22 protein-coding genes are annotated in these 21,345 nt (G+C 35.2%); 20 read left to right on the top strand and 2 right to left on the bottom strand.

From position 1 onward, the window contains the following. Window positions 1–376 precede the first annotated feature (376 nt). Entirely contained in the window at window positions 377–1,525 is a 1,149-nt protein-coding gene (locus KQI87_RS16270) for a hypothetical protein (RefSeq protein WP_216461011.1), read from the bottom strand. Between the two features lie 580 nt (window positions 1,526–2,105). Between KQI87_RS16270 and KQI87_RS16265 the strand changes: the two genes are divergently transcribed. The 3 genes from KQI87_RS16265 to KQI87_RS16255 all read left to right on the top strand — a co-directional run bounded on the left by KQI87_RS16265 (window position 2,106) and on the right by KQI87_RS16255 (window position 4,581). Next, on the top strand, window positions 2,106–2,288 hold the full coding sequence (locus tag KQI87_RS16265) for a hypothetical protein (RefSeq protein WP_216461010.1): 183 nt from the start codon (window positions 2,106–2,108) through the stop codon (window positions 2,286–2,288). 92 nt (window positions 2,289–2,380) lie between these two features. Continuing rightward, window positions 2,381–3,616, top strand: coding sequence for a radical SAM protein (locus KQI87_RS16260; RefSeq protein WP_216461009.1), 1,236 nt, complete (start codon window positions 2,381–2,383; stop codon window positions 3,614–3,616). A gap of 2 nt (window positions 3,617–3,618) precedes the next feature. Further along, a complete protein-coding gene (locus KQI87_RS16255; RefSeq protein ID WP_253292576.1) occupies window positions 3,619–4,581 on the top strand; it encodes a radical SAM/SPASM domain-containing protein in 963 nt (320 codons plus the stop codon). Between the two features lie 283 nt (window positions 4,582–4,864). Here KQI87_RS16255 and KQI87_RS16250 read toward each other — a convergent pair whose 3' ends face one another. Further along, window positions 4,865–5,197: a helix-turn-helix domain-containing protein gene (locus KQI87_RS16250; RefSeq protein ID WP_216461007.1), complete on the bottom strand. Its 333-nt coding sequence runs from the start codon at window positions 5,195–5,197 to the stop codon at window positions 4,865–4,867. A 127-nt stretch (window positions 5,198–5,324) separates the two neighbouring features. Between KQI87_RS16250 and KQI87_RS16245 the strand changes: the two genes are divergently transcribed. The 17 genes from KQI87_RS16245 to yfcE all read left to right on the top strand — a co-directional run bounded on the left by KQI87_RS16245 (window position 5,325) and on the right by yfcE (window position 21,299). Continuing rightward, on the top strand, window positions 5,325–6,752 hold the full coding sequence (locus KQI87_RS16245) for a zinc ribbon domain-containing protein (protein ID WP_216461006.1): 1,428 nt from the start codon (window positions 5,325–5,327) through the stop codon (window positions 6,750–6,752). A 162-nt stretch (window positions 6,753–6,914) separates the two neighbouring features. After that, complete coding sequence (locus KQI87_RS16240; RefSeq protein WP_216461005.1) at window positions 6,915–7,871, top strand: DUF5688 family protein; 957 nt, start codon at window positions 6,915–6,917, stop codon at window positions 7,869–7,871. A gap of 107 nt (window positions 7,872–7,978) precedes the next feature. Next, on the top strand, window positions 7,979–8,914 hold the full coding sequence (locus tag KQI87_RS16235) for a DUF932 domain-containing protein (RefSeq protein ID WP_216461004.1): 936 nt from the start codon (window positions 7,979–7,981) through the stop codon (window positions 8,912–8,914). A gap of 69 nt (window positions 8,915–8,983) precedes the next feature. Next, the gene (locus KQI87_RS16230) at window positions 8,984–9,328 is read left to right on the top strand and encodes a DUF3848 domain-containing protein (protein ID WP_216461003.1); all 345 of its coding nucleotides are present in this window, start codon (window positions 8,984–8,986) and stop codon (window positions 9,326–9,328) included. Between the two features lie 46 nt (window positions 9,329–9,374). Next, window positions 9,375–10,307, top strand: a complete 933-nt coding sequence (locus tag KQI87_RS16225; protein ID WP_216461002.1) for a YqaJ viral recombinase family nuclease — start codon at window positions 9,375–9,377, stop codon at window positions 10,305–10,307. A 16-nt stretch (window positions 10,308–10,323) separates the two neighbouring features. After that, a complete protein-coding gene (locus tag KQI87_RS16220; protein ID WP_216461001.1) occupies window positions 10,324–11,151 on the top strand; it encodes a recombinase RecT in 828 nt (275 codons plus the stop codon). A gap of 264 nt (window positions 11,152–11,415) precedes the next feature. Beyond that, entirely contained in the window at window positions 11,416–12,366 is a 951-nt protein-coding gene (locus KQI87_RS16215) for a hypothetical protein (protein WP_330655934.1), read from the top strand. A gap of 81 nt (window positions 12,367–12,447) precedes the next feature. Next, window positions 12,448–13,158 carry a recombinase family protein gene (locus KQI87_RS16210; RefSeq protein ID WP_216460999.1) on the top strand — a complete coding sequence of 237 codons (711 nt, stop codon included), beginning with the start codon at window positions 12,448–12,450 and terminating at the stop codon, window positions 13,156–13,158. A gap of 118 nt (window positions 13,159–13,276) precedes the next feature. Beyond that, a complete protein-coding gene (locus KQI87_RS16205) occupies window positions 13,277–13,450 on the top strand; it encodes a helix-turn-helix domain-containing protein (RefSeq protein WP_216460998.1) in 174 nt (57 codons plus the stop codon). 195 nt (window positions 13,451–13,645) lie between these two features. Beyond that, window positions 13,646–15,550: a helix-turn-helix domain-containing protein gene (locus KQI87_RS16200; RefSeq protein WP_216460997.1), complete on the top strand. Its 1,905-nt coding sequence runs from the start codon at window positions 13,646–13,648 to the stop codon at window positions 15,548–15,550. 198 nt (window positions 15,551–15,748) lie between these two features. Then, on the top strand, window positions 15,749–16,312 hold the full coding sequence (locus KQI87_RS16195) for a hypothetical protein (RefSeq protein WP_216460996.1): 564 nt from the start codon (window positions 15,749–15,751) through the stop codon (window positions 16,310–16,312). After that, a complete protein-coding gene (locus KQI87_RS16190; RefSeq protein ID WP_216460995.1) occupies window positions 16,309–17,943 on the top strand; it encodes a hypothetical protein in 1,635 nt (544 codons plus the stop codon). Before KQI87_RS16195 ends, KQI87_RS16190 begins: the two co-directional genes overlap by 4 nt. 72 nt (window positions 17,944–18,015) lie before the next feature. After that, window positions 18,016–18,219 (top strand): hypothetical protein, encoded by a 204-nt coding sequence (locus KQI87_RS16185; RefSeq protein ID WP_216460994.1) that lies wholly within the window; start codon window positions 18,016–18,018, stop codon window positions 18,217–18,219. 61 nt (window positions 18,220–18,280) lie between these two features. Further along, on the top strand, window positions 18,281–19,435 hold the full coding sequence (locus tag KQI87_RS16180) for a tyrosine-type recombinase/integrase (RefSeq protein WP_216460993.1): 1,155 nt from the start codon (window positions 18,281–18,283) through the stop codon (window positions 19,433–19,435). A 478-nt stretch (window positions 19,436–19,913) separates the two neighbouring features. Further along, entirely contained in the window at window positions 19,914–20,111 is a 198-nt protein-coding gene (locus tag KQI87_RS16175; RefSeq protein WP_216460992.1) for a hypothetical protein, read from the top strand. A 76-nt stretch (window positions 20,112–20,187) separates the two neighbouring features. Then, on the top strand, window positions 20,188–20,499 hold the full coding sequence (locus tag KQI87_RS16170) for a rhodanese-like domain-containing protein (protein WP_216460991.1): 312 nt from the start codon (window positions 20,188–20,190) through the stop codon (window positions 20,497–20,499). 257 nt (window positions 20,500–20,756) lie between these two features. Next, window positions 20,757–21,299, top strand: coding sequence for a phosphodiesterase (yfcE, locus tag KQI87_RS16165; protein WP_216460990.1), 543 nt, complete (start codon window positions 20,757–20,759; stop codon window positions 21,297–21,299). Window positions 21,300–21,345: the final 46 nt, after the last annotated feature.

Below are 21,345 nucleotides of genomic sequence, written 5' to 3'. Positions count from 1 at the left end.
AATGTTCGTTGGAAACACCGAGAAGCAAATCGTTCGCTGGCGCGTATGAAACTGAAAGGGAAAAGAAAAATATAACAGATAAAGCAGCATTGTAAGCCATGAGGCCGGCAATGTTGCTTTTTTGCTGTTCAAAGACCCTTCGGGTAGGGTCCTTTTATGAAGACAAAAAGAAAGCCCCGGTAGGGGAGCTACCAGGACTTTCGAGGGGAGTATAAATAATTAAATAAGGGGTTGTATTTGTTGAGGAGTGATGGCACTTAAAGTACCGTAAATACACGAAAAATCGTGGATTATGATTTATAGAAAACCACAACAGGGGAGTGGATTTTGGGTAAAATTTGGGTACAAATTATCTGTTAGAGGATACGAAAAAGGATTATTTTTCGTTATATGAAGTAGTTTCCAGTACATCTGTATCATCCAACAGACTTAAAGTTTTTCCGGTAATATATTTTAAAGGGTTAGGGAAAGTTTCAATGCCGCAATATTCGTATTTCTTTTGAGAAATAGTTATGGGTGAAATATCCAATTTGTTAAAGTATGGCATAGTTTTGGTGATGATGTTTAAATCAAGTCTGTTTTTTTCAGGATCAAGTCCACGTCCTTTTTTAACGGTTTCGAGTATGTTGAGCATTCTTTTTTTTACTTTGACATGATAGTTGCTGTTAAGAATTTTTTCCTTTGCGTCCTCGTATAACAGAAAATCTCCGGAACCATACATGGTATTGAAGATTCTGCAAAGAGTTTCGATGGGACGTGGGTTTGAACCATTCAGCAGTTCAGGCTCACTGAGAGAATATTTCTTTTTATCCGCTAATAATTTAGGTCTACGCTCGCGTAGCTCAATACGCAACTGTCCGCAGGCGTTAGCAAGCTCATCCGGATCGTTTAAATCGCCAGAATCATATTTAGCCCTTAGCTGGGGGTATTTTAAATATATAGATAATTCGTAACTCTTGCAAGCGATAGTAATGGCATAAGGTTCGGTGGTTTTTCGTTTTTGCTTTGGATTGAAATATTTTTTTAATTCAAATGCTTTGGGTATTTTTGCTTGTTTAAGCAAGTATAAATATATTTCAGCGGTTTCCTGCGAGTTAAACCATAGGTTACAACAATAATCAATTCGTCGATATTTCCCATTGTTTGCTATATCTTCAATAAAGCCGCATAATTTGGATAGGATAGAGGTAACAGTATCAGGAAGCGTTTTCAGTTGAGCTTTTTCAACGATGCGAGTATATAGTCGTGTTGATTGTCCAGTTAGGATGTACGGATTGATAAGAAAACTTATATAATATAGGTGTTGGTAATATTGATGTTTATAGTCCATAAATTCGATTCGATTGATTCCCAATGGACTGTAATCGTAAGTTGTATATTTGATATAGGAATCAGTTACATAAGTAATTCTGGTTTTGATTAAAAGTTTAAAAAGTGTAGAATATGTATCACTACTGACTTTGCTTCCCCACAAGAATGTATGTGGTGACATGGATACACTATTATCAATATTTTCTATTTTCATTGTAAAATAATCTCCTTTTTATAAAATATGGTACCGCATTTTTGATTTTTACAATTTGTTCTCCCGATGCGCAGTTCGGCGTTGGGAGAATTTTTTTGCATTTCAAAATTTAAAACTGATAGTACTATATTATGACATTTATGTGGCGTTGAATATACGCCACATTATGCTATGGTTATATATAAAATGATTTTCGATTTATATTTAATGCCATAGTTCAAAAAATATTATGAGGAAATGATATTAAGATTGATATATCGTTAGGAAATATTATAGATTAGTAGCTATATTTGAAATGATTAAAACGAACTGAAGATGTTTAAAATTGGAAAACTGTGAAAATTATTTGGAATATTTAGACAATAATTAGTGCGGATGCAAATTGATATGTTTATATTGCTGTAAAATATTAAAAATTTCAGAAAAGGGGTATACGGTTATATTGATATGAGGTATAATAAATATACAAATTATTGTTAAGAGGAGTGTTGAGAAGGATAAGAAAATCAGTATCAATGCTAATAAGAATTAATTTAGTACCGTAAATAACAAGAAAAATTTAGGTAGGGAGGAAAAAAGAATGTATGCATTTGAGTGTTTAACAAGTGGAAAAGTTCATTGTGAGGAATGTTCTCCTTTTTCAGGTGCATGTTATCCTGAAGTTGAGGGAGTTTGTGGACCTGATTGTTCACCAGAAGGAGGATGTTCACCGGATTGCCCTCCATGGGATGTTGATTGTGGTCCTAAGGTAGATTTTTTATAAATTGAGTTTACAATTAAAAATTTAAAACTAAAACCGTATGCAATCATTTAGATGGTTGGCATACGGTTTTTTGTAAGGGAGAAAAAAGTAGAATGTATTATCAATTAAATAAAAATGTATATTTAGTATCAGGAGCTTCCAATAGTTGCATTTATGATTTAAATTTTTGCAGATTATATACTCTGAATTTTGAATTATTAAAACAATTTAAATTGCTTGATGCGGGTTTTTTAACAGATGAGATTGAAGATATAGAACTCAAAAACTGTCTTAGATATTTTATTGATAATGGAGTGGTAGTACTATCAAAAACTATGGAAAAGCATGACATTAAAGAGATTGCCTATAAAAATTCAAAAATAACATTTGCATGGATTGAAATTACTAATCAATGCAATCTGCGTTGCAGGCACTGTTATAATGAATCAGATGCGAAATGTAATAAAAAAATGTCTATTGAACAGTTTAAGATGGTAGTTGATCTTCTTGTTGCACGGGAGATAAAGAATATCCAAATTATAGGAGGAGAACCATTTTGGGATAAAAAACTTCTCCGTGAAGAATTAGATTATGCTATTGGTAAATTTGATCGTATAGAGATATTTACAAATGGGACTTTGGTTACAGATGAGTGGTTTGAATATCTTGCAAAGAACAAAATATGTGTTGCTTTATCAGTTTACTCATATGATAAAGAGGAACATGATAAAGTAACTGGAATCAAAGGGGCGTGGGAAAAAACTAATAGTACAATAAGCAAATTAAAAGAATATAAAATAAGATATAGAGTGTGTAATGTTTTAATGAAAGATGTTGAATTAAAAAATTCAAATACAGATCTTTATCAATTGAGTACCAGTAAAGATATTGTGCGTATGTCTGGGAGAGGAAATTTTAAACTATTATCAGATGATTTAATAAAAAAGAGATTGATAACAAAACAGACATTTACAGAAACATTCACAGTAGCTTTTTGCAGAAGATTAATAACAGGACATAATTGTTTTGACACAAGGATATATATTTCTGCGGATTTAAATGTATATCCTTGTGTCATGGAAAGAAGATTTAAACATTGTAATATTGCAGAGTGTCAAAATATAATGCTTAATGAGTCTATAAGAAAGCTAAATAAAGACAACATTGAGGATTGCAAAGAATGTGAATTCCGATATGCGTGTTTTGATTGTAGACCAAATTCGTTGAGCAACAAAATGTATGAAAAACCTTGGTATTGTACTTATGATCCTAGAAAAGGAGTTTGGAAAGATGTCGAAGAGTTTGTGCTTGAGTTAAAAGAAAAATGGGACAGGGAGGAAAATGTTTAACTATGAATAAAAGAACAGAATTGTTTCCGATTGATTCTTTACATTTTGAATTAACTAGTCATTGTAATATGAAATGTGCTCATTGTTACAATAATTCAGGCATAAATAATACAATTCAAGATCCAATGACATCACAAAAGTGGATTGATTTCGCAAAATATCTCGTTAATAAGGGAGGGGTTTATGAAACGATATTATCTGGAGGAGAACCGTTTCTTTTGGGAGATACAGTGATAGAAATTATGGATATTTTAAATGAAGTAGGTCAAAAAAGATGGTTTTCGTTGTTGACAAACGGATATTTTTTGACTGATGAAAGAGTATCGAGACTTAGAAAATTTCGATATCATTGGTTGCAAATATCTATAGACGGTTCTACCCCGGAATATCATGATAAATTTAGAAACTTGCAAGGCTCATGGGAAAAAGCTGTAAATGCAGCAAAGAAAGTGTCTATGAGTGGCATTCCTTTAAAAATTGCTCATTGTGTTACTCCGTATAATATAGAAAAAATAGATGATATGTACAGATTGGCGTATTCATTGGGGGCTTCTGAAATAATAACTGGAAGAATTTCATACAGTGGAAGAGCTTCGATAAATACTAAATATCTTTTATCATATGAGGAAGAACAGTATTTAGAAGCAAAGATAAAGGAAAATGCTGCTAAGTATAATAAAAAGATGATTGTAAAAAATGCCAATACAGTAAAAGTTGGGTTGGAAAGACATAGAAAAAATCCCAGATCATGTGCTGTTATTAGACCAAATGGTGATATTCGAATTGATGGTATGGCACCGTTTGTTATAGGAAATATTCTTGTAGATGATTTTGCAGTTATATGGAAAAATAAAATAAAGGATGCATGGAATAACGAGAAAGTGACAAAGTTCATATCAGAATTTGATGAAAACGATATTAACTATGAAAGTGTAAATTATATTATGGATGATATTATAATATAATCAATTACAGTGCTTTTGGGTAAAATAACTATTTTTCCGAATTTATAAAATATAAAGTTCAGCAATTAATAATGTAGAAATCACATTGATGAAGAATAGAAAGAATTTTTGATTTATTATACAGACGTAAAAGCTGTTTTAGAATATAAAATAATGATAGAGTGGTACTTGATCAAAATAGATAAAGTACCACTTTTTTAGAATTTACAACTATGTGTGATAAAAGTAGTAGCCTACACTATGCGTTATAAAAACTTTTGGTATTTCTATTTTCAAAATGAAATTAGATGGTGTTTTTAGAAATTTCTGATAGAAGAGAGTCTAGTAATTCTTGCGTAGTACTTGGCATATTTCGATATATGCGTAAGTGTCGAAGTTCATTTTCTGTGAGTTCTGTTTCAGAATAAATGCCCGGACGTTGCGGATTGTTAGTATTACCAATTAAATAATCAACAGAAGTGTTGAAGTAATCAGCAAGTTTAATTAATGTAGCAATGTCTGGTTCTGTAATTCCATTTTCGTATTTGTATATCGTTTGCTGAGAAAGGTCTAAACGTAAAGCTAACTGTTGTTGGCTTAATTTTTTGGATAGGCGTAGGGCTTTCAAATTTTTCATAGTGATCGTCTCTCCTTTACAATTATTGTACCAATAATAAAAGGATAAAAATAAACTATAACAGCGTTGAAAATAAAACCTAAACAGCGTATAATTAAGATAAAAAATTGGAAGGAGAAACACGAGGATGAAATGTCAAAAGTGCGGACAGGAAGTAAGTGAAAATAATAGATTCTGCCCTCAATGTGGAGCTAAACTAGAAATGTATTTTTTCTGGGACATTGAAGTGGAGTTTAACTCTGAGACCATGGAAAAATCCAAGATTGTTCAAGGAAAGAAAATAGTTTTGGATAGTGAAGCAATGGTAGAGGAATTGAAAAAAGCAGAATCTCAGATAATTTCTTTGTATAGCAGCATGAATATTGAGGATGAAAATAGCATTCGTAATATTCGGGAGCAAATAAAAGAAATCAGTCAAAAGTATAATATTGCATCTACTATTGTAGAAGAGTTGGATTACCGTTTGAAAAAAATTAAAGGAATTTTTGAAAAAGAGGAACAGGATTCGGGAAAAAAAGAAGAGAGTAAAAGAGGAATTTTTATTGATGGTAGTTTTGAGAATCTTAAAAACATGGTTGAGAAGAATGATAAGCGTCATTCTACGGAATCTGTGCTCATATTTTTGGCGTCATTGATAATTTTGTTTTTTGAAGGAAAAGCCTGGATAAGAGAGCTGATGTCAAGTTTTGGAAGCAAATGGGCATTCATGTGGGCAGTATATGATGTAGTGATGTATATTTTCTTCGATGCTCTTATTGCATATGTAGTATGGCGTATTTCAGAAAGGTTCATTTATAAAAACAAACAAAAATTTTCTGAAATGTGTCTGAATATGCTTGTAATAAATGATGTACAGGCACTATATAACGCATTATTGTCTCTTAAAATAAAAGCAATAAAGAAAGTCTATTATAACGAATACGGATGTTTATGCGTGGAAGGAAAACATGGCACATATGGATTTCCAGTAGAAGATCAAAAAATAAAGTATCACTATGATAAAAACAGACCGGAACTTTCAGGTGTAAATGATTTTAAAGGAACTTTAGAGAAAAATACGATTATTGTTTCTTTGCTGAAAGAGTTGTCTTATCAGGCTCCTGTTAATGCTTATAAAGAAAGCAAAAATAATAAGCGCTTGATGAGAGCTGGTAAGGAGATAAAAGCTGTTCTTATATTATCAGTTGTTTTGATAGCAGGTGGGATTTTTGTACAGCATGACATTCAGTATATTTATATGGTACAGAATGTGTGCCCGGAGGCATATCCAGATATTTCCTATAAAAAATCATTTAAAGAATATTTTACAAATGGAAAATGGAAGCATTTTGAATCGACAGAACAAGATAATGTAGTTGAATTTGATGGGAAAGGAATTTATGATGGAAAAGAATCTGAAGTAAAAGTTCAGTTTATATTAACTGAACAGGATGAAAATGTATATGATATAGAATTGGGTGCGATAGTAGTTGACGAAGAAGTATTAAATACATATGAAAAAATAGAGTATATAGCTAATATATTTAATCGCTACGAGAACGTAAAAACAAAATAGATACTTTGAAGTTTATTTATTCGTAAACCGTGGAATATGAATTATATATTATCTTTGCAGAAGGAGGAAAAGCAAAGATAATAGTAACTTATTTATTTGGAGCTGAGACGTGAAAAACGTTTCAGCTCTTTTCAATTTCACACAATCCAAGGAGGAAAAACGATGTTAAACTACGAAATCTTTATGAAAGAACTGAGAAAAGCCATCCTGAATATCAGTGGATGGAAAGCAGAAAATGTACGTTTTGTACCAAAGGAAGAAAACGAACTTGGTGAAGACCGCTTAGAAATCATTTGTATTGAATCAGCGACGCATGTAGGATGTGATTCGTTAGGAACAAATAAATTTTATAAAGAATACTGTGAGGGAAAGAAAATCCAGAGGATAGCAAAGGAACTGGTAACATATGTCAGAGAGAACAGCCGAAAACGTCTGTTTAATGCAATGGTTGAAGTACTTACTTATGACAAAGCAAAATCCCGACTGTTTATTGTACCGGAAAATATTAATAACAAAGAGGCATTGGAACAGAGCACATATAAGACGGTTGGAGATATCGCGTTAAGTATCAGCCTGAATCTCATGGAAAAGGGAGAAAATATGATTGGACTGAAAGTATCTCAGGAAATTTTAGATGTCTGGGAGAAGGGAATGGAAGAGGTTTTCAGCGATGCGCTGAAAAATTCGGCAAGGATCTTCCCGGCACGATATTACAGTATCTTTAGAGCACTTACCATTGGTAAAGATTATAAAGGTGACGATTTTATGGGCGAAGATGCAGAAGAGGTATTGGCAGATATTGTGCCTGAGAAATGTATCAGCACAGAATCTTTTGACCATGGTTCGGTAGCGATATTCTATCCGGGAGTTGGGGATAAACTTTGTGAAGCCCTGCATACAGAAAATCTGTATCTGACATTTACTTCTGTTAATGAGGTTCTGGTACGACCAGCAGATTCAGAGGTATCAGTCAGTAAAATGAAAGAAAGACTGAAAAAAGAGTTAAAACAGAATCGAAACCCGAAAGACAAGCTGACAGAGGAAATCTATTATTATGACGGAAAGAATCATTGCATCCGTCTGGCAAGCGGAGAAGGAAATGTTTTTCCATGCAAGTAAAAGGAAGAAAGGAAAATTTGAAAAATGCAGAAGATTATTATGGCGGTTTTATCAACAGTAGTTGTGATCTGGAATGAGATCATCAGTCGAAAGGGAGGAAAATAATTATGGCAGCAAATGTAGAATCTATGTTTTACACAAGAACAAAGCCGTGGCATGGACTTGGTGTACAGGTACGGGAAGCACCGGAATCAAAGGATGCGTTAAGACTGGCAGGATTGGACTGGAAAGTTTATCAGAGAGAGGTATATACAGACTCCGGTATTAAGATTGAGGGCTATCGTGCAAATGTCAGAAATACAGATAATAAAGTATTGGGCGTTGTGACCGAACGCTACAAAATCGTACAGAATGAAGAGGCATTTTCATTTACAGATGCACTTCTGGGTAAAGGAGTCCGTTATGAAACTGCGGGTAGTTTACAGGAGGGTAAGAAAGTCTGGCTTCTGGCAAGACTCCCGAAAGAGTATATCATTTCCGGTGAACAGATTTCTCCGTATCTGGTGTTCAGTAACAGCCATGATGGAAGTGCGGCAGTGAGGGTTGCAGTGACTCCGATTCGTGTAGTGTGTAATAATACATTGAATCTGGCGCTGAGTACAGCAAAGCGTTCCTGGGCTATGGTACATACCGGAAATATCAAAGGCAAAATTCATGAAGCGCAGGAAACTTTATTTATGGCAGAGAATTATATGAGTAAGCTCGGAAAAGAGTTTGAAGAACTGAAACGCCAGAAATTATCCGAAAGACAGGTGAAGGAATATATTGAACTGCTTCTTCCGTTAGAAAAGACTACCAGTCTGGTAACGGCAAAGAATGTAAAGAAGCTGCGAGATGATCTGCGAGCAAGATATTATGATGCACCGGATTTACAGGATGTGGGTGGAAACAATGCTTACCGTTTTATTAATGCAGTATCAGATTTTGCTACGCATAATGAACCACTGAGACGCACAGCAAACTATAAGGAAAATCTGTTTATGAGAACAATGGACGGCAACCCGATGATTGACCGGGCATATCAGATTGTAAAAGCAGCATGATTTCAAAAATGGGAACTTCTGAATGAAAAAGGAAGTTCCCATATTTTTTCGTAAGAGGAGGCAGACATAATGAAACAAAAAGTTCAGGAAGAATTAAAACAGGAAGTTATTAAGCGTATTTATGGAGAGTTTAAAGATTACAGACAGAATCTGCTGAATGAGAGTTCCACTGATTTGATTGCAGACGCGTATAAGATTGAGACATTCTCATCTTTATATGAGATTCTGCTGGAAAAATCCACACAGCTTAGCGACGTGGCTCTTTTGAATCTTCTCAATATGGGAACCGGAATCCTGGAAGGTCTGTATGAAAAATGGCTTGGAATTAAGGATTCTTCATTCGATGAATTAGATAATTATGTCGAACATGAGCTTGATGAGCTGGAAGGATATGGACTTTACGAGGCAGTTTAAGAATTTAAATACTAAGAAATGATTTCAATAGAAAGGAAATTTTGATATGAAACGACTGATTGGGACAAATAGATTAGAGAAAAAGGAATGGCTGAAATACCGCAAAACAGGGATTACGGGTACAGATGCAGGTGCGATCTGCGGATTAAATCCGTATGTATCAGCATTTCAGGTCTATCAGGATAAAATCACAGATGAAATTGAAGAAAAAGATAATGAAGCTATGCGTCAGGGAAGAGATCTGGAAGAATATGTGGCGCAGAGATTTATGGAAGAAACAGGTTTCAAGGTACGCAGGGCGAATGCGATTTTTCAGAACGAAGAACATCCGATTATGCTGGCGGATTTTGACCGTTTGATTGTAGGGCAGAAAGCCGGATTAGAGTGCAAGACTGTTTCTCCGTATTCTTCAGATAAATGGTCAGAGGGACAGATACCACTTCATTATCAGATGCAGGTACAGCATTATCTGGCGGTCAGTGGTTTTGACTGCTGGTATGTCGCGGCGGTAGTCTTTGGAAAAGATTTTATCGTTCATAAGATAGACAGGGATGAAGAAATGATTCAGAACCTGATTATCATAGAGGAACGTTTCTGGAAAGAACATGTGATGGCACATGTCATGCCTGATCCGGATGGAACTAAAAACTGTTCTGAGCAGATTGCGAAGATGTATTTTAAAGCAGATAAGGAAAAAGTTGTGGAACTGCATGGATATAACGGATTACTGAGCCGTCGTGAGGAACTGGTGGGATTGATTGAAAAAATGGAGAATGAGAAAAACACTATTGACCAGAAGATAAAACTGGAAATGCAGGACGCTTCAAAGGCACTGACAGAAAAGTACCAGGTTAGCTGGACTTCTTACAGTTCATCACGTCTGGACAGCAAAAAGCTGAAAGCTGAGAAACCAGAGATTTATGAGGCATATGTAAATAAAAGCAGTACGAGAAGATTTACAGTAAACCGTGTAGCATAGGAAGGGGGATTAGGAAATGGCAGCAAAACAGATTAGCTTGAAAGAGGAACTGGCAGCACAGGCGCAGGCACAGCCAGCTAAGAAAGATGAGGAAGTTAAACTGACAAAAAATATGACAATTCCGGATATGGTAAAAGTGATGATGCCGGAAATCAAAAAGGCACTTCCAAGTGTGATGTCACCGGAACGCTTTACAAGGATTGCATTATCAGCACTGAATAATACACCGCAGTTGCAGGCGTGTACGCCAATGTCATTTCTGGCGGCTTTATTAAATTCAGCACAGCTCGGACTGGAACCGAATACACCGCTGGGACAGGCATATCTGATTCCATATAAGAATCATGGAAAACTGGAATGCCAGTTTCAGATAGGATATAAGGGATTGATTGACCTTGCCTATCGTAATGGACAAATGCAGACCATACAGGCACAGGCGGTTTATGAAAATGATGAGTTCTTCTATGAATACGGGTTGGATGCAAAATTAAGACATAGACCAGCGTTCTCGGACAGAGGAGATTTGATTTATTTCTATGGAATCTTTAAAACGGTAAATGGTGGATATGGATTCTCAGTAATGTCCAAGAATGACATGGATATTTACGCAAAAACATATTCCAAGGCTTTTGATTCCGACTATTCACCATGGAAGAGCAATTATGAGGAAATGGCGAAGAAAACGGTTATCAAACAGGCTTTGAAGTATGCTCCGATAAAGACCGAGTTCCAGAGAGCACTCAGTACGGACGAAACGATTAAAAGCAGACTGAGTATGGACATGGCAACAGAAGTAGAGAATGAGATGGTTTACGAAAACTCAGAAGAGGAATCGGGTAAATGATTAAAACAGTAAGCAATAATTAAGGGGCATACGTTTTATTGTAGAATTATGAAAAGTATCAAAAGAAACGAGCGTCAGATATAGACCGGAAAAATAATATCTGGAATATATGTAGATGCTCAACTTTTGATACTTTTTTTGTAGAGGGCTCTTTTGGTAGCATTTTCCAAATTTTTAAGAATTTTACATTTTGTTTTAATAGAAATAGAATATAGATTATGGTATATTGATAATAACAACAGACAAGAGGAGGTGTCAAAAACGGTGGAAAAGAACAAAATAAAACCGGATACCATACTAAAGACCTTTTGGAGAGACAATAATCATTTTGCAGATCTGTTTAATGCAGCGTTGTTTGATGGTGAACAGGTATTGAAGCCGGATGATCTTACTGAAGTTGATACAGATGTTTCATCAATGCTGAAATTTAATGGACATGCGGAAACAGTACAGAAGATTCTGGACGTTGTGAAGAAAACAGCGTATGGCGTAGACTTCGTGATATGGGGTCTGGAAAATCAGGCAAAGATACATTATGCAATGCCATTGCGTCATATGGTTGGGGATGCTTTTACATACATGAAGGAATATGATGAGATTGCAGTACAGAACAGGAACGATAAAAATTTTCAGTCGTCAGATGAGTTCCTGTCAAATTTTAGGAAAACAGACCGTCTGCATCCGGTAATCAGCCTTTGTGTATACTATGGCGAACGTGAATGGGATGGACCATTTTCTTTAAAGGATATGTTGGAAATCCCGGAGAAACTGAAACCTCTGGTAGTTGATTACAAAATGAATCTCATTCAAGTAAGAGCCAGCGAATCCCTTAAATTTTGTAACCCGGATGTAAATACGGTATTTGATGTCAGCAGATCTATTTATGCGCGTGATTATCAAAAGATTAATATGGTATATAAAGATCGGGTGATGTCAGCGGAACTTGGTCTTGTGATAGGCGCAATTACAGAGTCACAGAAACTGATTGACCATGCTTTGGAATCGGAACAAAAAGGAGGTCAGATTAATATGTGTAATGCATTGGAAGAACTAAGACAGGAAGGCGTGCAGATTGGAAGGCTTGATGGTATTCGTGCAAATATCAGAACGTGTAAGAACTTTAATGCAAGTCAGGATGTAACGGTTAAGAATCTCATGAAAGAATTTTCTTTATCCGAAGAAGAGGCTGTTGGTTACGTGAAAAAATATTGGTAAGAGACATAATATAAGTAGGCTTTTAGGGCAGAACTTTGGAATATTCTGAGGTTCTGCCCTTTTTCTTGGAGGATTTTGAAAATGATTTATGGATATTGTAGAATTTCTACTCCCAGACAAAATCTGGAGAGACAGGTCAGAAACATCAGGACAGTGTATCCGGATGCGGTTATTGTGCGAGAAATATACACTGGAACCAAGATACATGAACGAAAAGAATTTGAAAAACTTCTCAGAAAGGTTTCTGAGGGTGATACATTGGTGTTTGATTCGGTATCAAGAATGAGCCGTACTTCGCAGGATGGTTATAAAACATATGAAGAACTATATAACCGGGGTGTATCACTGGTATTTCTAAAGGAGCCGCATATTAATACCAGTACTTACCAACAGGCGATGAATAATCAACTATCTGTAAATATAAAGACAGGTGATCTGGCATCAGACGAACTTATGTCTGGAATATTGAATGCAGTCAATGGCTATATGTTGAATCTTGCCAGAAAACAGATTCAGCTTGCATTTGAGCAGTCAGAAAAAGAAGTTGCTGATTTGCATCAGAGAACTCGTGAAGGAATAGAAACTGCCCGATTGAATGGAAAGCAGATTGGGCTGACACGGGGAACTAAGCTGGTTACTAAAAAATCAGTGGATTCAAAGCGATTGATACAGAAGTATAGCCGGGATTTTTCTGGAACTCTGTCAGATAAAGAGTGTATAAAACTTATTGGTATATCTAAAGGAAGTTATTACAAGTATAAACGGGAACTGAAGCAAGAGTGTTCAATGTAAAAACCAGATATATAAGTTGTGTAGTGCTTAAATGGTACTGAATAAACTAAGATAAACCGTAATGGACCGAATATTATTAAACATTCTTCTAAAACAATTATAATTGGAGGTATACAAAATGCTTGATAATATACCTGATACATTGACATTGAAAGAATTACAAACAGTTCTTCAAATTGGAAAAAATACAGCACTGAAGTTGGTTCATGAAGATGTCATTCCAGGACATTGGGTGGGAGGAAAGTGGTTATTTGTAAAAGAAGATATTGAAGAGTATATCTGCAATAGATAAGAAAATAATGCATTTGCTTTTGTGATGAGTAAATGCATTATTTTTGGTGGAAAGGTGGGAATGTTCCCACCTTTCTGCTAAATATTATTGAAGTTATTATATTTTTAATGATTAAAAACAGAATAATTGTTTTTGAAGGTGGATGTGTTAAAATCAAATTATGTTGAAATATTATAATACGAAGGAGAGACTGCAATGAAATATGATAATTTCAAAAGCTATATAAAAGAAAATTATTCAGGATATTTAATAAATCAGGTGAAAAAGTTTTTAAGTAATAAGAATGGCAGTTTAGTGTTGGATGAAGATATAGAAAAGCTTGAAATAGAATCAGTTGGCTGTGTTCCTATAAGGGCGAATAATGTAGATATTTACATATGTATGTTGGTAGATGTAAGAAATAATAAAGCAGACCGATTAGAAGCAAAATATCTCGCACTGCTTTTAAACGCGGACATTAAACCAGAACTGACATTTGAATATGTTGATATGAAAGAATATAAGACTGCTGAAGCTTTTCCACAAGGAACTGTTTTTCAAGAATTTGCGATTCCCCAAATGGAAGAAGAGGATATGGAAGAACTGGCAGAAGACCTTTGGAAATATTTAGGAATTATAGAACCTTCGTATGATTCTTGTAAATTGCCGTATCGGACACTTTTGCGAGGATGGGAGATGCAAATTGCAGAAATTGAACTGCCAGACAATATAATGGGAAGAATGTATTTTGAAAAATATAAAATGGATAATGTAGATAAAGAAAAAATAATAAATCCAGGTACTGTTGTTCTTAATGATAAATGTTTTTTTTTAGAAACTATGGGAAATGACATTCTGACAATTGCACATGAAATTGTGCATTGGATGGCACATCGTAGCTTTGTTGCAATATTAAACTTACTTACAGGTAAATCCGTGCTGAATTGTGACAGTAAACCTAAAAAATATTCAGAGAATTTATCTGATATTGATAAAGCGATATGGATTGCAGAGTGGCAGGCAAATACAATTGGAATGAAATTTGCAATGCCTAGAAATTTATTCCGGAAGATTCTCGAAAATAAGTATCAAAAAGCATTAAATATACCAAGTAAGCACTCTTGGAAAGCAGATGTATGGGAGAAAGCAATTGGAGAAACAGCCAGAGTATTTGGAGTGCCGAAACTTGCGGCTAAGCAAAGAGCTGTTGAGTTAGGCTTTACAGAGGCTTTAGGAACATGGATATACATAAATAAGTGCTATCATTTTCCGTTTTCGTTTAAAAGGAAAGTGATTGAGAGAAAACAAACATTTTTGATTGATAAAAAAAATCTGGAAAAATTGTGTAACCAAAATCAACATTTAAAAGAGCTACTCGAATCGGAGGAATTTATTTATTTAGGCTATGTAGTGTGTTGTAATGATAATATGTATGTGGAGGAAGTAAGGGATGAGAATAATAATGTCACAGGGTACGATTTAACGGATTATGGTAGAGATCATGTTGATGAGTGTTGTTTGATTTTTGGCTGGGAATCATCTTTTGAATTAATGGATAGAAATGATTTTTATGGACAGTGTTATTTGAACAGGGATGTTTCAGAAGATGATTATTTGATGTTCTATAATTATGGTGAAAATAAAAATAATCAGACTTTAGAAGAGAAACAAGATGAGTACATGAAGGTTAGAAAGCAAAGAAGAACAAACAATAAAATTATGGACGAGATAGAAACAAAAGACTTTCCAGAGTTACTTAAATATCTCAGAGAGGAAGTGGCGCATATAACAATCGAAGAACTGGCAGCGCGTTCAGGGTTAAGTAGTACTACTATAAAAAATTATCAATCAGGTAAACGTAAAAATATAAAGCCTTCAAATTTAATGGGACTTTGTGTAGGATTGGGAATTAAAGAGGAACTTTGCCTATTGCTTTTGAGAGAGGGGGGAGTTTTTTTGAACGACAAACGAGAAAAGGATTGGTGTTATCTGGATTTAATACATAATCATACGGGTGAGACGTTGGAAGATTGGCGAGAATTAATTGAGGCTTGGAATTTAGGTGCAAAAGAGGGACAAAAGGTTGAAAATGTTCCTGATCCTGAGAAAAATAAAAAATAAAAAGGCACAAAGTGTTACCTATTGATAAATGTGGGAAAATTAGGGCTTTATACATCTGTGATGATAAACGGATGGGATAAAGCCCTAATTTTTATTGGAAAATAAGGCACATTTTGTTTCCTGACATATCATTTTGAAAAGGATATTATGGACATATAAAAAATCTATTAAAGATGTAACGAAAGGAGCAATATAATAATGAAGAAAAAAGAAAGAGATAAATTTGTAGAAAAATTTTTTGAAGAGTTTCAGAAGAGACAAGATTTAATGGAAGTATCACAATGCCAAAACTACAATCAGAAAATGAATTTAGCTGGAATTATCCAAGATGATATACAAGACACAACAGTTGATGATTCAGACATGTTTGTTCAACAGAAAAATGCAGAGAGTATATACAGCAGACAAGCCTTTACAAATTTGGTTGGAAAAATTGATTTGCTGGAAAAAAGACTGGAAAAACAGGATGATATTATTATTGATCTGAAAGACAGTGTGAAAAAACAGAAGAACAGGATTAAGCAAATGGAGGATTGCTTGAATCAAAATATCAAGGAGACAAATAGAAAAATAATTTCTATTATGGAAATAATAAGAGATATGGGAATTGCTGGCGGTATGTTTGATAGATATATTAAGAAAAAGAATGTACAAAAGGAAGTAAAGAAATGTGCAAATAAAGTGATAAAGCGTAATGGAAAGTGTAAGCAGTTGGGGATGATGGAAAATAATGGTCAGTGGAGAGGGGGCAATGGGAGATGAAGATATATTTCAGGGAAAATGAAGGTTTATATGCGGACGAAAACCTGATTGCAAATTTTGAACCAAGGGTAATTGGAATTAAGAGACATATCCGGTTGCCTGACAGAACAACAAAAATGACATATGAAATTATGGTTCGGAAAATAGATGGCACAGAAACAGAAATAAAGGAAATAGATAATTTATGTCAAATATCATATTTTGATATGTGGAATATTCCTGACTGTGCATTATCAGCCAAGCAAAAAAAGATTTTGCAGTATAAATTGCAACAGGATGTAGCCCAGCTTAATAAAAAGCAGATAGAAAATATTGTACAAGTTGACCAGGGATTATATCACTATAAAGGTTCTGACATTTACAGCTTTGGTGAGAATATATTTATGAGCCATGCACTGGAGCAGGGAATATCTGTTATTAACGAGGCAGGTATTTCATTGCGCAATAATGTGAGTTGTTCGGACTGGCAATTATCATTAAAAAATTACATAAATTTTTTTCCGGGAGTGTCAGAAATGTTGTTTTATGGTGCTTTGTTTGGGGTGGTAAAACCTATTTTATGTGATATGAACGATATAGATGATATGGGAATTAAGCCGGATTTTGCTATATCGTTGGTAGGACCATCGGGACATTTGAAAACCAGCATGGCAAGAAAGTATGCTTTATGGCTTGATGACTCTGAAAAGCAGGAGGTGTCTTTTAGAGATCACAGACGCAATAGTAGTATTATTGCCATGATAGATAAGATTCCCGGACAAAATTTTCTGGTAGATGATTTGCATGAAGCCAGAGCATCCGATGTAGCAGCCAGACAGCAAGAAAAACTGGATTCATGGGTTCGCCACATAGGAGTACATAGAAATTCTGCAAATATTTTTGTTACTGGTGAAACTATGGAGAAAATGGGAATTTTTAGTTGTAAAGACAGAATATTGCAGATAAAAATTCCGAGGAAAAATTCTGAAGAATTGAAAGAATTGAAACGAAAAATTGGCTTGTTGTCATCGGATTATATGAGTGGATTAGCAACATTGTTTCTGGAAAGCCTGATGAAAAATTATGATTCTGTGAAAAAAAGAATCCGTGAATATATGGAACAAAACCTAAACATAGAGGGAGTAAACTATGATACACGTACATATCATCATGGAATATTTATCAGATTAACAGAAGAACTTTTCAGACAATATATGTGTATGGGTTCCTCTGATGTGACAGAAGCTAAGGCTTTGGATGATGCGATAAAGAAAAATTGTATGATTCAACAGGGAGAGCTGCAAAGAGAATGTGATATTGATTATGCCGTGGATGTTTACAAAATGCTGACTGGGAATGATAAATATATAACAGCTGTCGCAAGTGTGCTCGAGTATGTTCCGGGACAGTTAGACAGATGTGTCTGGACAAATAACAGGGTATATATTACAAAAGAGGCATTAGTACAGGGGATGATTAAATATTATGGTCATTTTGTCTCATGGAGAAAAATAATAGATGATTTGGATGAAAAAGCACTATTGGATGAAGATTGCGATAAAAGAGGAAAAAAATTCATGAAAAAACGTCATTATGTAATAATGCTAGATGCATTATGCAGTTACATAAAATGGAAAAAAACTGTGGAATGAAACCGTAATGTTATCTTAAACCCTTATACATTATTTTCATGCCAAGTATATAACGAATAGGAGGAAGAGATTATGGTAAACGATTCAAATGATGAAACTACTGCAAAAGCTGTATGCGTAAGTCGTAAAGAATTGCCTAAACTTTTAGGATGCGGTCAATACACCGCGGACAAAATAGCACGGCGTGCGGGGGCAAGAATAGAGATTGGCAGACGGGTTTTGATATATTTACCAAAACTTGATAAATACTTTGCGAATATGACAGATATGGATTAATGAAATAAAAATGCTCTCCGGACACAATCTGGAGGGCATTTACAGTATCGGAGGAATGAAAATGAGTGTAGATATTAAGGGTAAACCACTACCTAAAGGTATTCGCCAAAGAAAGGATGGACGTTATGAAGGCAGATTTACCTATAAAGGACAGGACTATACTTTGTATAATACAAATTTAAAGATTTTACAAAGTGAAATGGCGGATAAACGTTATGAAGTAGAACATGGCTTGTATGCAAAGGAAACAAATGTAACAGTAGATACCTGGTTTCATACCTGGTTACAGGAATATAAGAAAAATACGGTAAAGTATGGAACGTATAAACTTTATCAGGATGAGTATAGATCTCATATCAAGGAAGTTTTTGGAAAAAGAAAATTAAAAGATATCAGAGGAGAGCATGTGCAGAAACTTTTTAATGATATGGCAGAAAAATATAGTAGAACGACAATTAACCTGACTAAAGTGATATTGAATGGAATGTACAGACAGGCTGTGAAAAACGGTATGGTATTACGAAATCCAGTGGCAAATACATCTATTAAAAAAGAAAAGAGAAAACGACAAATAAGTGCTATGTCTTTGGAGGAACAGAAATTATTTCTGAGATATTCGAAGAATAGTCCGTATTATGGAGTTTATGCAGTAGCATTGGGAACAGGAATGCGTCCGGGCGAATTACAGGCATTACAGTGGAATGATATTGACTTTGAAAATAAAGTAATTCATGTGAAAGGTACGTTGAAGTATATTCCCAGAGCAACTGAAAAATACATAATTGATGAACCCAAAACAACTTCAGGGCGAAGAGATATTCCAATACTGGACTATGTTATGGAAACATTAAAAATTCATAGAAAAGAACAGTTGAGAATGAGAATGTTATTGGGAGATAAGTGGAAGCCACAGGCAGGACTTGAAAATTTGGTGTTTACAGGACGATTTGGACGTTGCATTACGGGTACAGCACTTCATACAGATATGAAGAAGATTATTCAGGAAATTCGGGAGGACGGACATGAGATGAAAATATATCATCCTCATTCATTACGTCATACATTTGCTACTCGCGGATTGGAACAGGGAATACCGCCCAAAGTTATGCAGGAGATATTGGGGCATACATCTATCACTATGACATTGGATATATACTCACATGTTCTTCCTGACAAAAAAGCAGAAGAGATGGATAAACTGGCGACATTATTTTAAGAAGAATAGAAAGCTCTTGGAAAACCGAGGGCTTTTTATTTTTTGACAAAGTTTGGAACGACTATGCCGGGAGAAATGGAAAAAGCCTTAGAAGCAATCTTGGGTAAAATTTGGGTACAAATATAAATGTTACGAAAATATTAACAAAATAGGAGCTATTCCCAAACCTGCAAACCCGTATAAATACAAAATGAAAGCCCCGACAGGGGAGCTGCCGGGACTTTCGAGGGGAGTATAAATAATTAAATAAGGGGTTTATGTAAAAAAAATTTTTGAAGGGTAAATTCTTTTTACAGGTATGATTATAATATAGCTTGGTGAAAAAAGCAACATATTTTGATGAATATTCCCCCGTGTTTTTGGGATAATAGTCAATGTGAAGCACATTCAGTAATGAAGTGCGTTGCAAAAGTGCCTGAATTCTTCTGGGACTTTCAGAAGGTGTGGGCGTACAAAATGCATCAGGAGGAATAAAATAATGGCAAAAAATTACGAATCTGAAAGCAGAAACAGCAAAAATTACACAGAGACATCCAGCAAAAATGCCTATGGAAATGAAATGAACCATACCGATAATCTGAGAAGCAAGAACGAGACAGATTACAAAGATAAGACAAAAAATAAGATGAAAAATAAAACTTCTCAGTCTTATACTTCAGAGGAAAACGAATATTAAGTTTTTTCTGCCAGCGGATTCATTCCGCTGGCAATTTATATTTTTTTACATATGATATAACAAAAAGGAGTCTGCCATGTTTCCGGTGGAAACGATTTCTGCAAAAATGCTGGATTATTATGTGGACCGCAGGGACGCATTGATCATAGATCTGCGCGAAAGAGAATCCTATGTACACAGCCATGTAAAAGGAGCAGTGAATATGCCATACGCAGAGATTGACGAGTATACTTCATTTCCCAGGGGGAAAACACTGGTACTTTACTGTGACAGAGGCGGGGCAAGCCTGCGCCTTGCACGTCAGCTTGCAAAACTTGGATACCGCACCCGGTCAGTGATCGGCGGTTTTGAAGCATATCGGGGAAGAAATCTTGTAATTTCGCCATAAGCATGATAAGGTGTATATAGCTGTTTACAGGCAGATTTTTCTGGTTCTGATAACAGAAACAGATCCTGCAATGCTGAAAAATATTGTGGAATGCAATACGAGACACAGCTATGTTTCATACAGCACCGGGAAACTGCGTGATGTAAGAGAAAAGGCGGCATGCAAATGACAACAAAAAACGTAACTGTTCAGTATCTTCACAGTAGACTGCTGAATAGTTACTAAAATACAAACTATAAAAAAGGAGACACAAAATCATGAAATATATGTTTGCGTCAGATATCCATGGTTCTGCATATTATTGCAGAAAGACGCTGGATGCTTATAAAGAAGAAAAGGCAGAACGCCTGGTACTGCTGGGCGATCTGCTTTATCATGGACCGAGAAATGATCTTCCTAAGGAATATGCACCGAAGGAAGTTATCGCCATGCTCAATGAGAAGAAGAAAGAAATTTATGCGGTACGTGGAAACTGCGAAGCAGAAGTGGATCAGATGGTACTGCAGTTTCCTGTAATGGCAGATTACTGCATCTTAAATCTGGATGGAAGAACTTTCTATGCCACACATGGACATGTCTATAATGAAAACAATCTGCCGCCAATCCAGGAAGGAGATATTCTGATCCATGGCCATACTCATGTGCTCAGAGCAGAGCGGAAAGAAGGCTATGTGATCCTGAATCCAGGCTCTGTATCTATCCCGAAAGAGGGAAACCCGCCTACGTATGCAATTTTTGAGGATGGTGTGTTTACGATTAAGGACTTTGAAGGAAATATCGTAAAGAGTATTGACCTTTAAAAAGAAGGAAAGATATTCAGGTAAGAACAGACAGTGGGGTGTTGAG

It is taken from the genome of Blautia sp. MSJ-9 (assembly GCF_018919065.1).
Taxonomy (GTDB): Bacteria; Bacillota; Clostridia; order Lachnospirales; family Lachnospiraceae; genus Blautia_A.
Note: the sequence above shows the minus strand (reverse complement) of the source record. Positions and strands in the feature narration are given on the sequence as shown.

What these genes read in the sequence shown, in the direction of transcription:
- KQI87_RS16195 (WP_216460996.1), top strand. Translation starts at nt 15,749, where the DNA reads ATGAAGAAAAAAGAAAGAGATAAATTTGTAGAAAAATTTTTTGAAGAG.
- KQI87_RS16205 (WP_216460998.1), top strand. Translation starts at nt 13,277, where the DNA reads ATGCTTGATAATATACCTGATACATTGACATTGAAAGAATTACAAACA.
- KQI87_RS16185 (WP_216460994.1), top strand. Translation starts at nt 18,016, where the DNA reads ATGGTAAACGATTCAAATGATGAAACTACTGCAAAAGCTGTATGCGTA.
- KQI87_RS16245 (WP_216461006.1), top strand. Translation starts at nt 5,325, where the DNA reads ATGAAATGTCAAAAGTGCGGACAGGAAGTAAGTGAAAATAATAGATTC.
- KQI87_RS16210 (WP_216460999.1), top strand. Translation starts at nt 12,448, where the DNA reads ATGATTTATGGATATTGTAGAATTTCTACTCCCAGACAAAATCTGGAG.
- yfcE (WP_216460990.1), top strand. Translation starts at nt 20,757, where the DNA reads ATGAAATATATGTTTGCGTCAGATATCCATGGTTCTGCATATTATTGC.
- KQI87_RS16220 (WP_216461001.1), top strand. Translation starts at nt 10,324, where the DNA reads ATGGCAGCAAAACAGATTAGCTTGAAAGAGGAACTGGCAGCACAGGCG.
- KQI87_RS16180 (WP_216460993.1), top strand. Translation starts at nt 18,281, where the DNA reads ATGAGTGTAGATATTAAGGGTAAACCACTACCTAAAGGTATTCGCCAA.
- KQI87_RS16225 (WP_216461002.1), top strand. Translation starts at nt 9,375, where the DNA reads ATGAAACGACTGATTGGGACAAATAGATTAGAGAAAAAGGAATGGCTG.
- KQI87_RS16260 (WP_216461009.1), top strand. Translation starts at nt 2,381, where the DNA reads ATGTATTATCAATTAAATAAAAATGTATATTTAGTATCAGGAGCTTCC.
- KQI87_RS16235 (WP_216461004.1), top strand. Translation starts at nt 7,979, where the DNA reads ATGGCAGCAAATGTAGAATCTATGTTTTACACAAGAACAAAGCCGTGG.
- KQI87_RS16230 (WP_216461003.1), top strand. Translation starts at nt 8,984, where the DNA reads ATGAAACAAAAAGTTCAGGAAGAATTAAAACAGGAAGTTATTAAGCGT.
- KQI87_RS16250 (WP_216461007.1), bottom strand. Translation starts at nt 5,197, where the DNA reads ATGAAAAATTTGAAAGCCCTACGCCTATCCAAAAAATTAAGCCAACAA.
- KQI87_RS16255 (WP_253292576.1), top strand. Translation starts at nt 3,619, where the DNA reads ATGAATAAAAGAACAGAATTGTTTCCGATTGATTCTTTACATTTTGAA.
- KQI87_RS16175 (WP_216460992.1), top strand. Translation starts at nt 19,914, where the DNA reads ATGGCAAAAAATTACGAATCTGAAAGCAGAAACAGCAAAAATTACACA.
- KQI87_RS16170 (WP_216460991.1), top strand. Translation starts at nt 20,188, where the DNA reads ATGTTTCCGGTGGAAACGATTTCTGCAAAAATGCTGGATTATTATGTG.
- KQI87_RS16190 (WP_216460995.1), top strand. Translation starts at nt 16,309, where the DNA reads ATGAAGATATATTTCAGGGAAAATGAAGGTTTATATGCGGACGAAAAC.
- KQI87_RS16270 (WP_216461011.1), bottom strand. Translation starts at nt 1,525, where the DNA reads ATGAAAATAGAAAATATTGATAATAGTGTATCCATGTCACCACATACA.
- KQI87_RS16200 (WP_216460997.1), top strand. Translation starts at nt 13,646, where the DNA reads ATGAAATATGATAATTTCAAAAGCTATATAAAAGAAAATTATTCAGGA.
- KQI87_RS16265 (WP_216461010.1), top strand. Translation starts at nt 2,106, where the DNA reads ATGTATGCATTTGAGTGTTTAACAAGTGGAAAAGTTCATTGTGAGGAA.
- KQI87_RS16240 (WP_216461005.1), top strand. Translation starts at nt 6,915, where the DNA reads ATGTTAAACTACGAAATCTTTATGAAAGAACTGAGAAAAGCCATCCTG.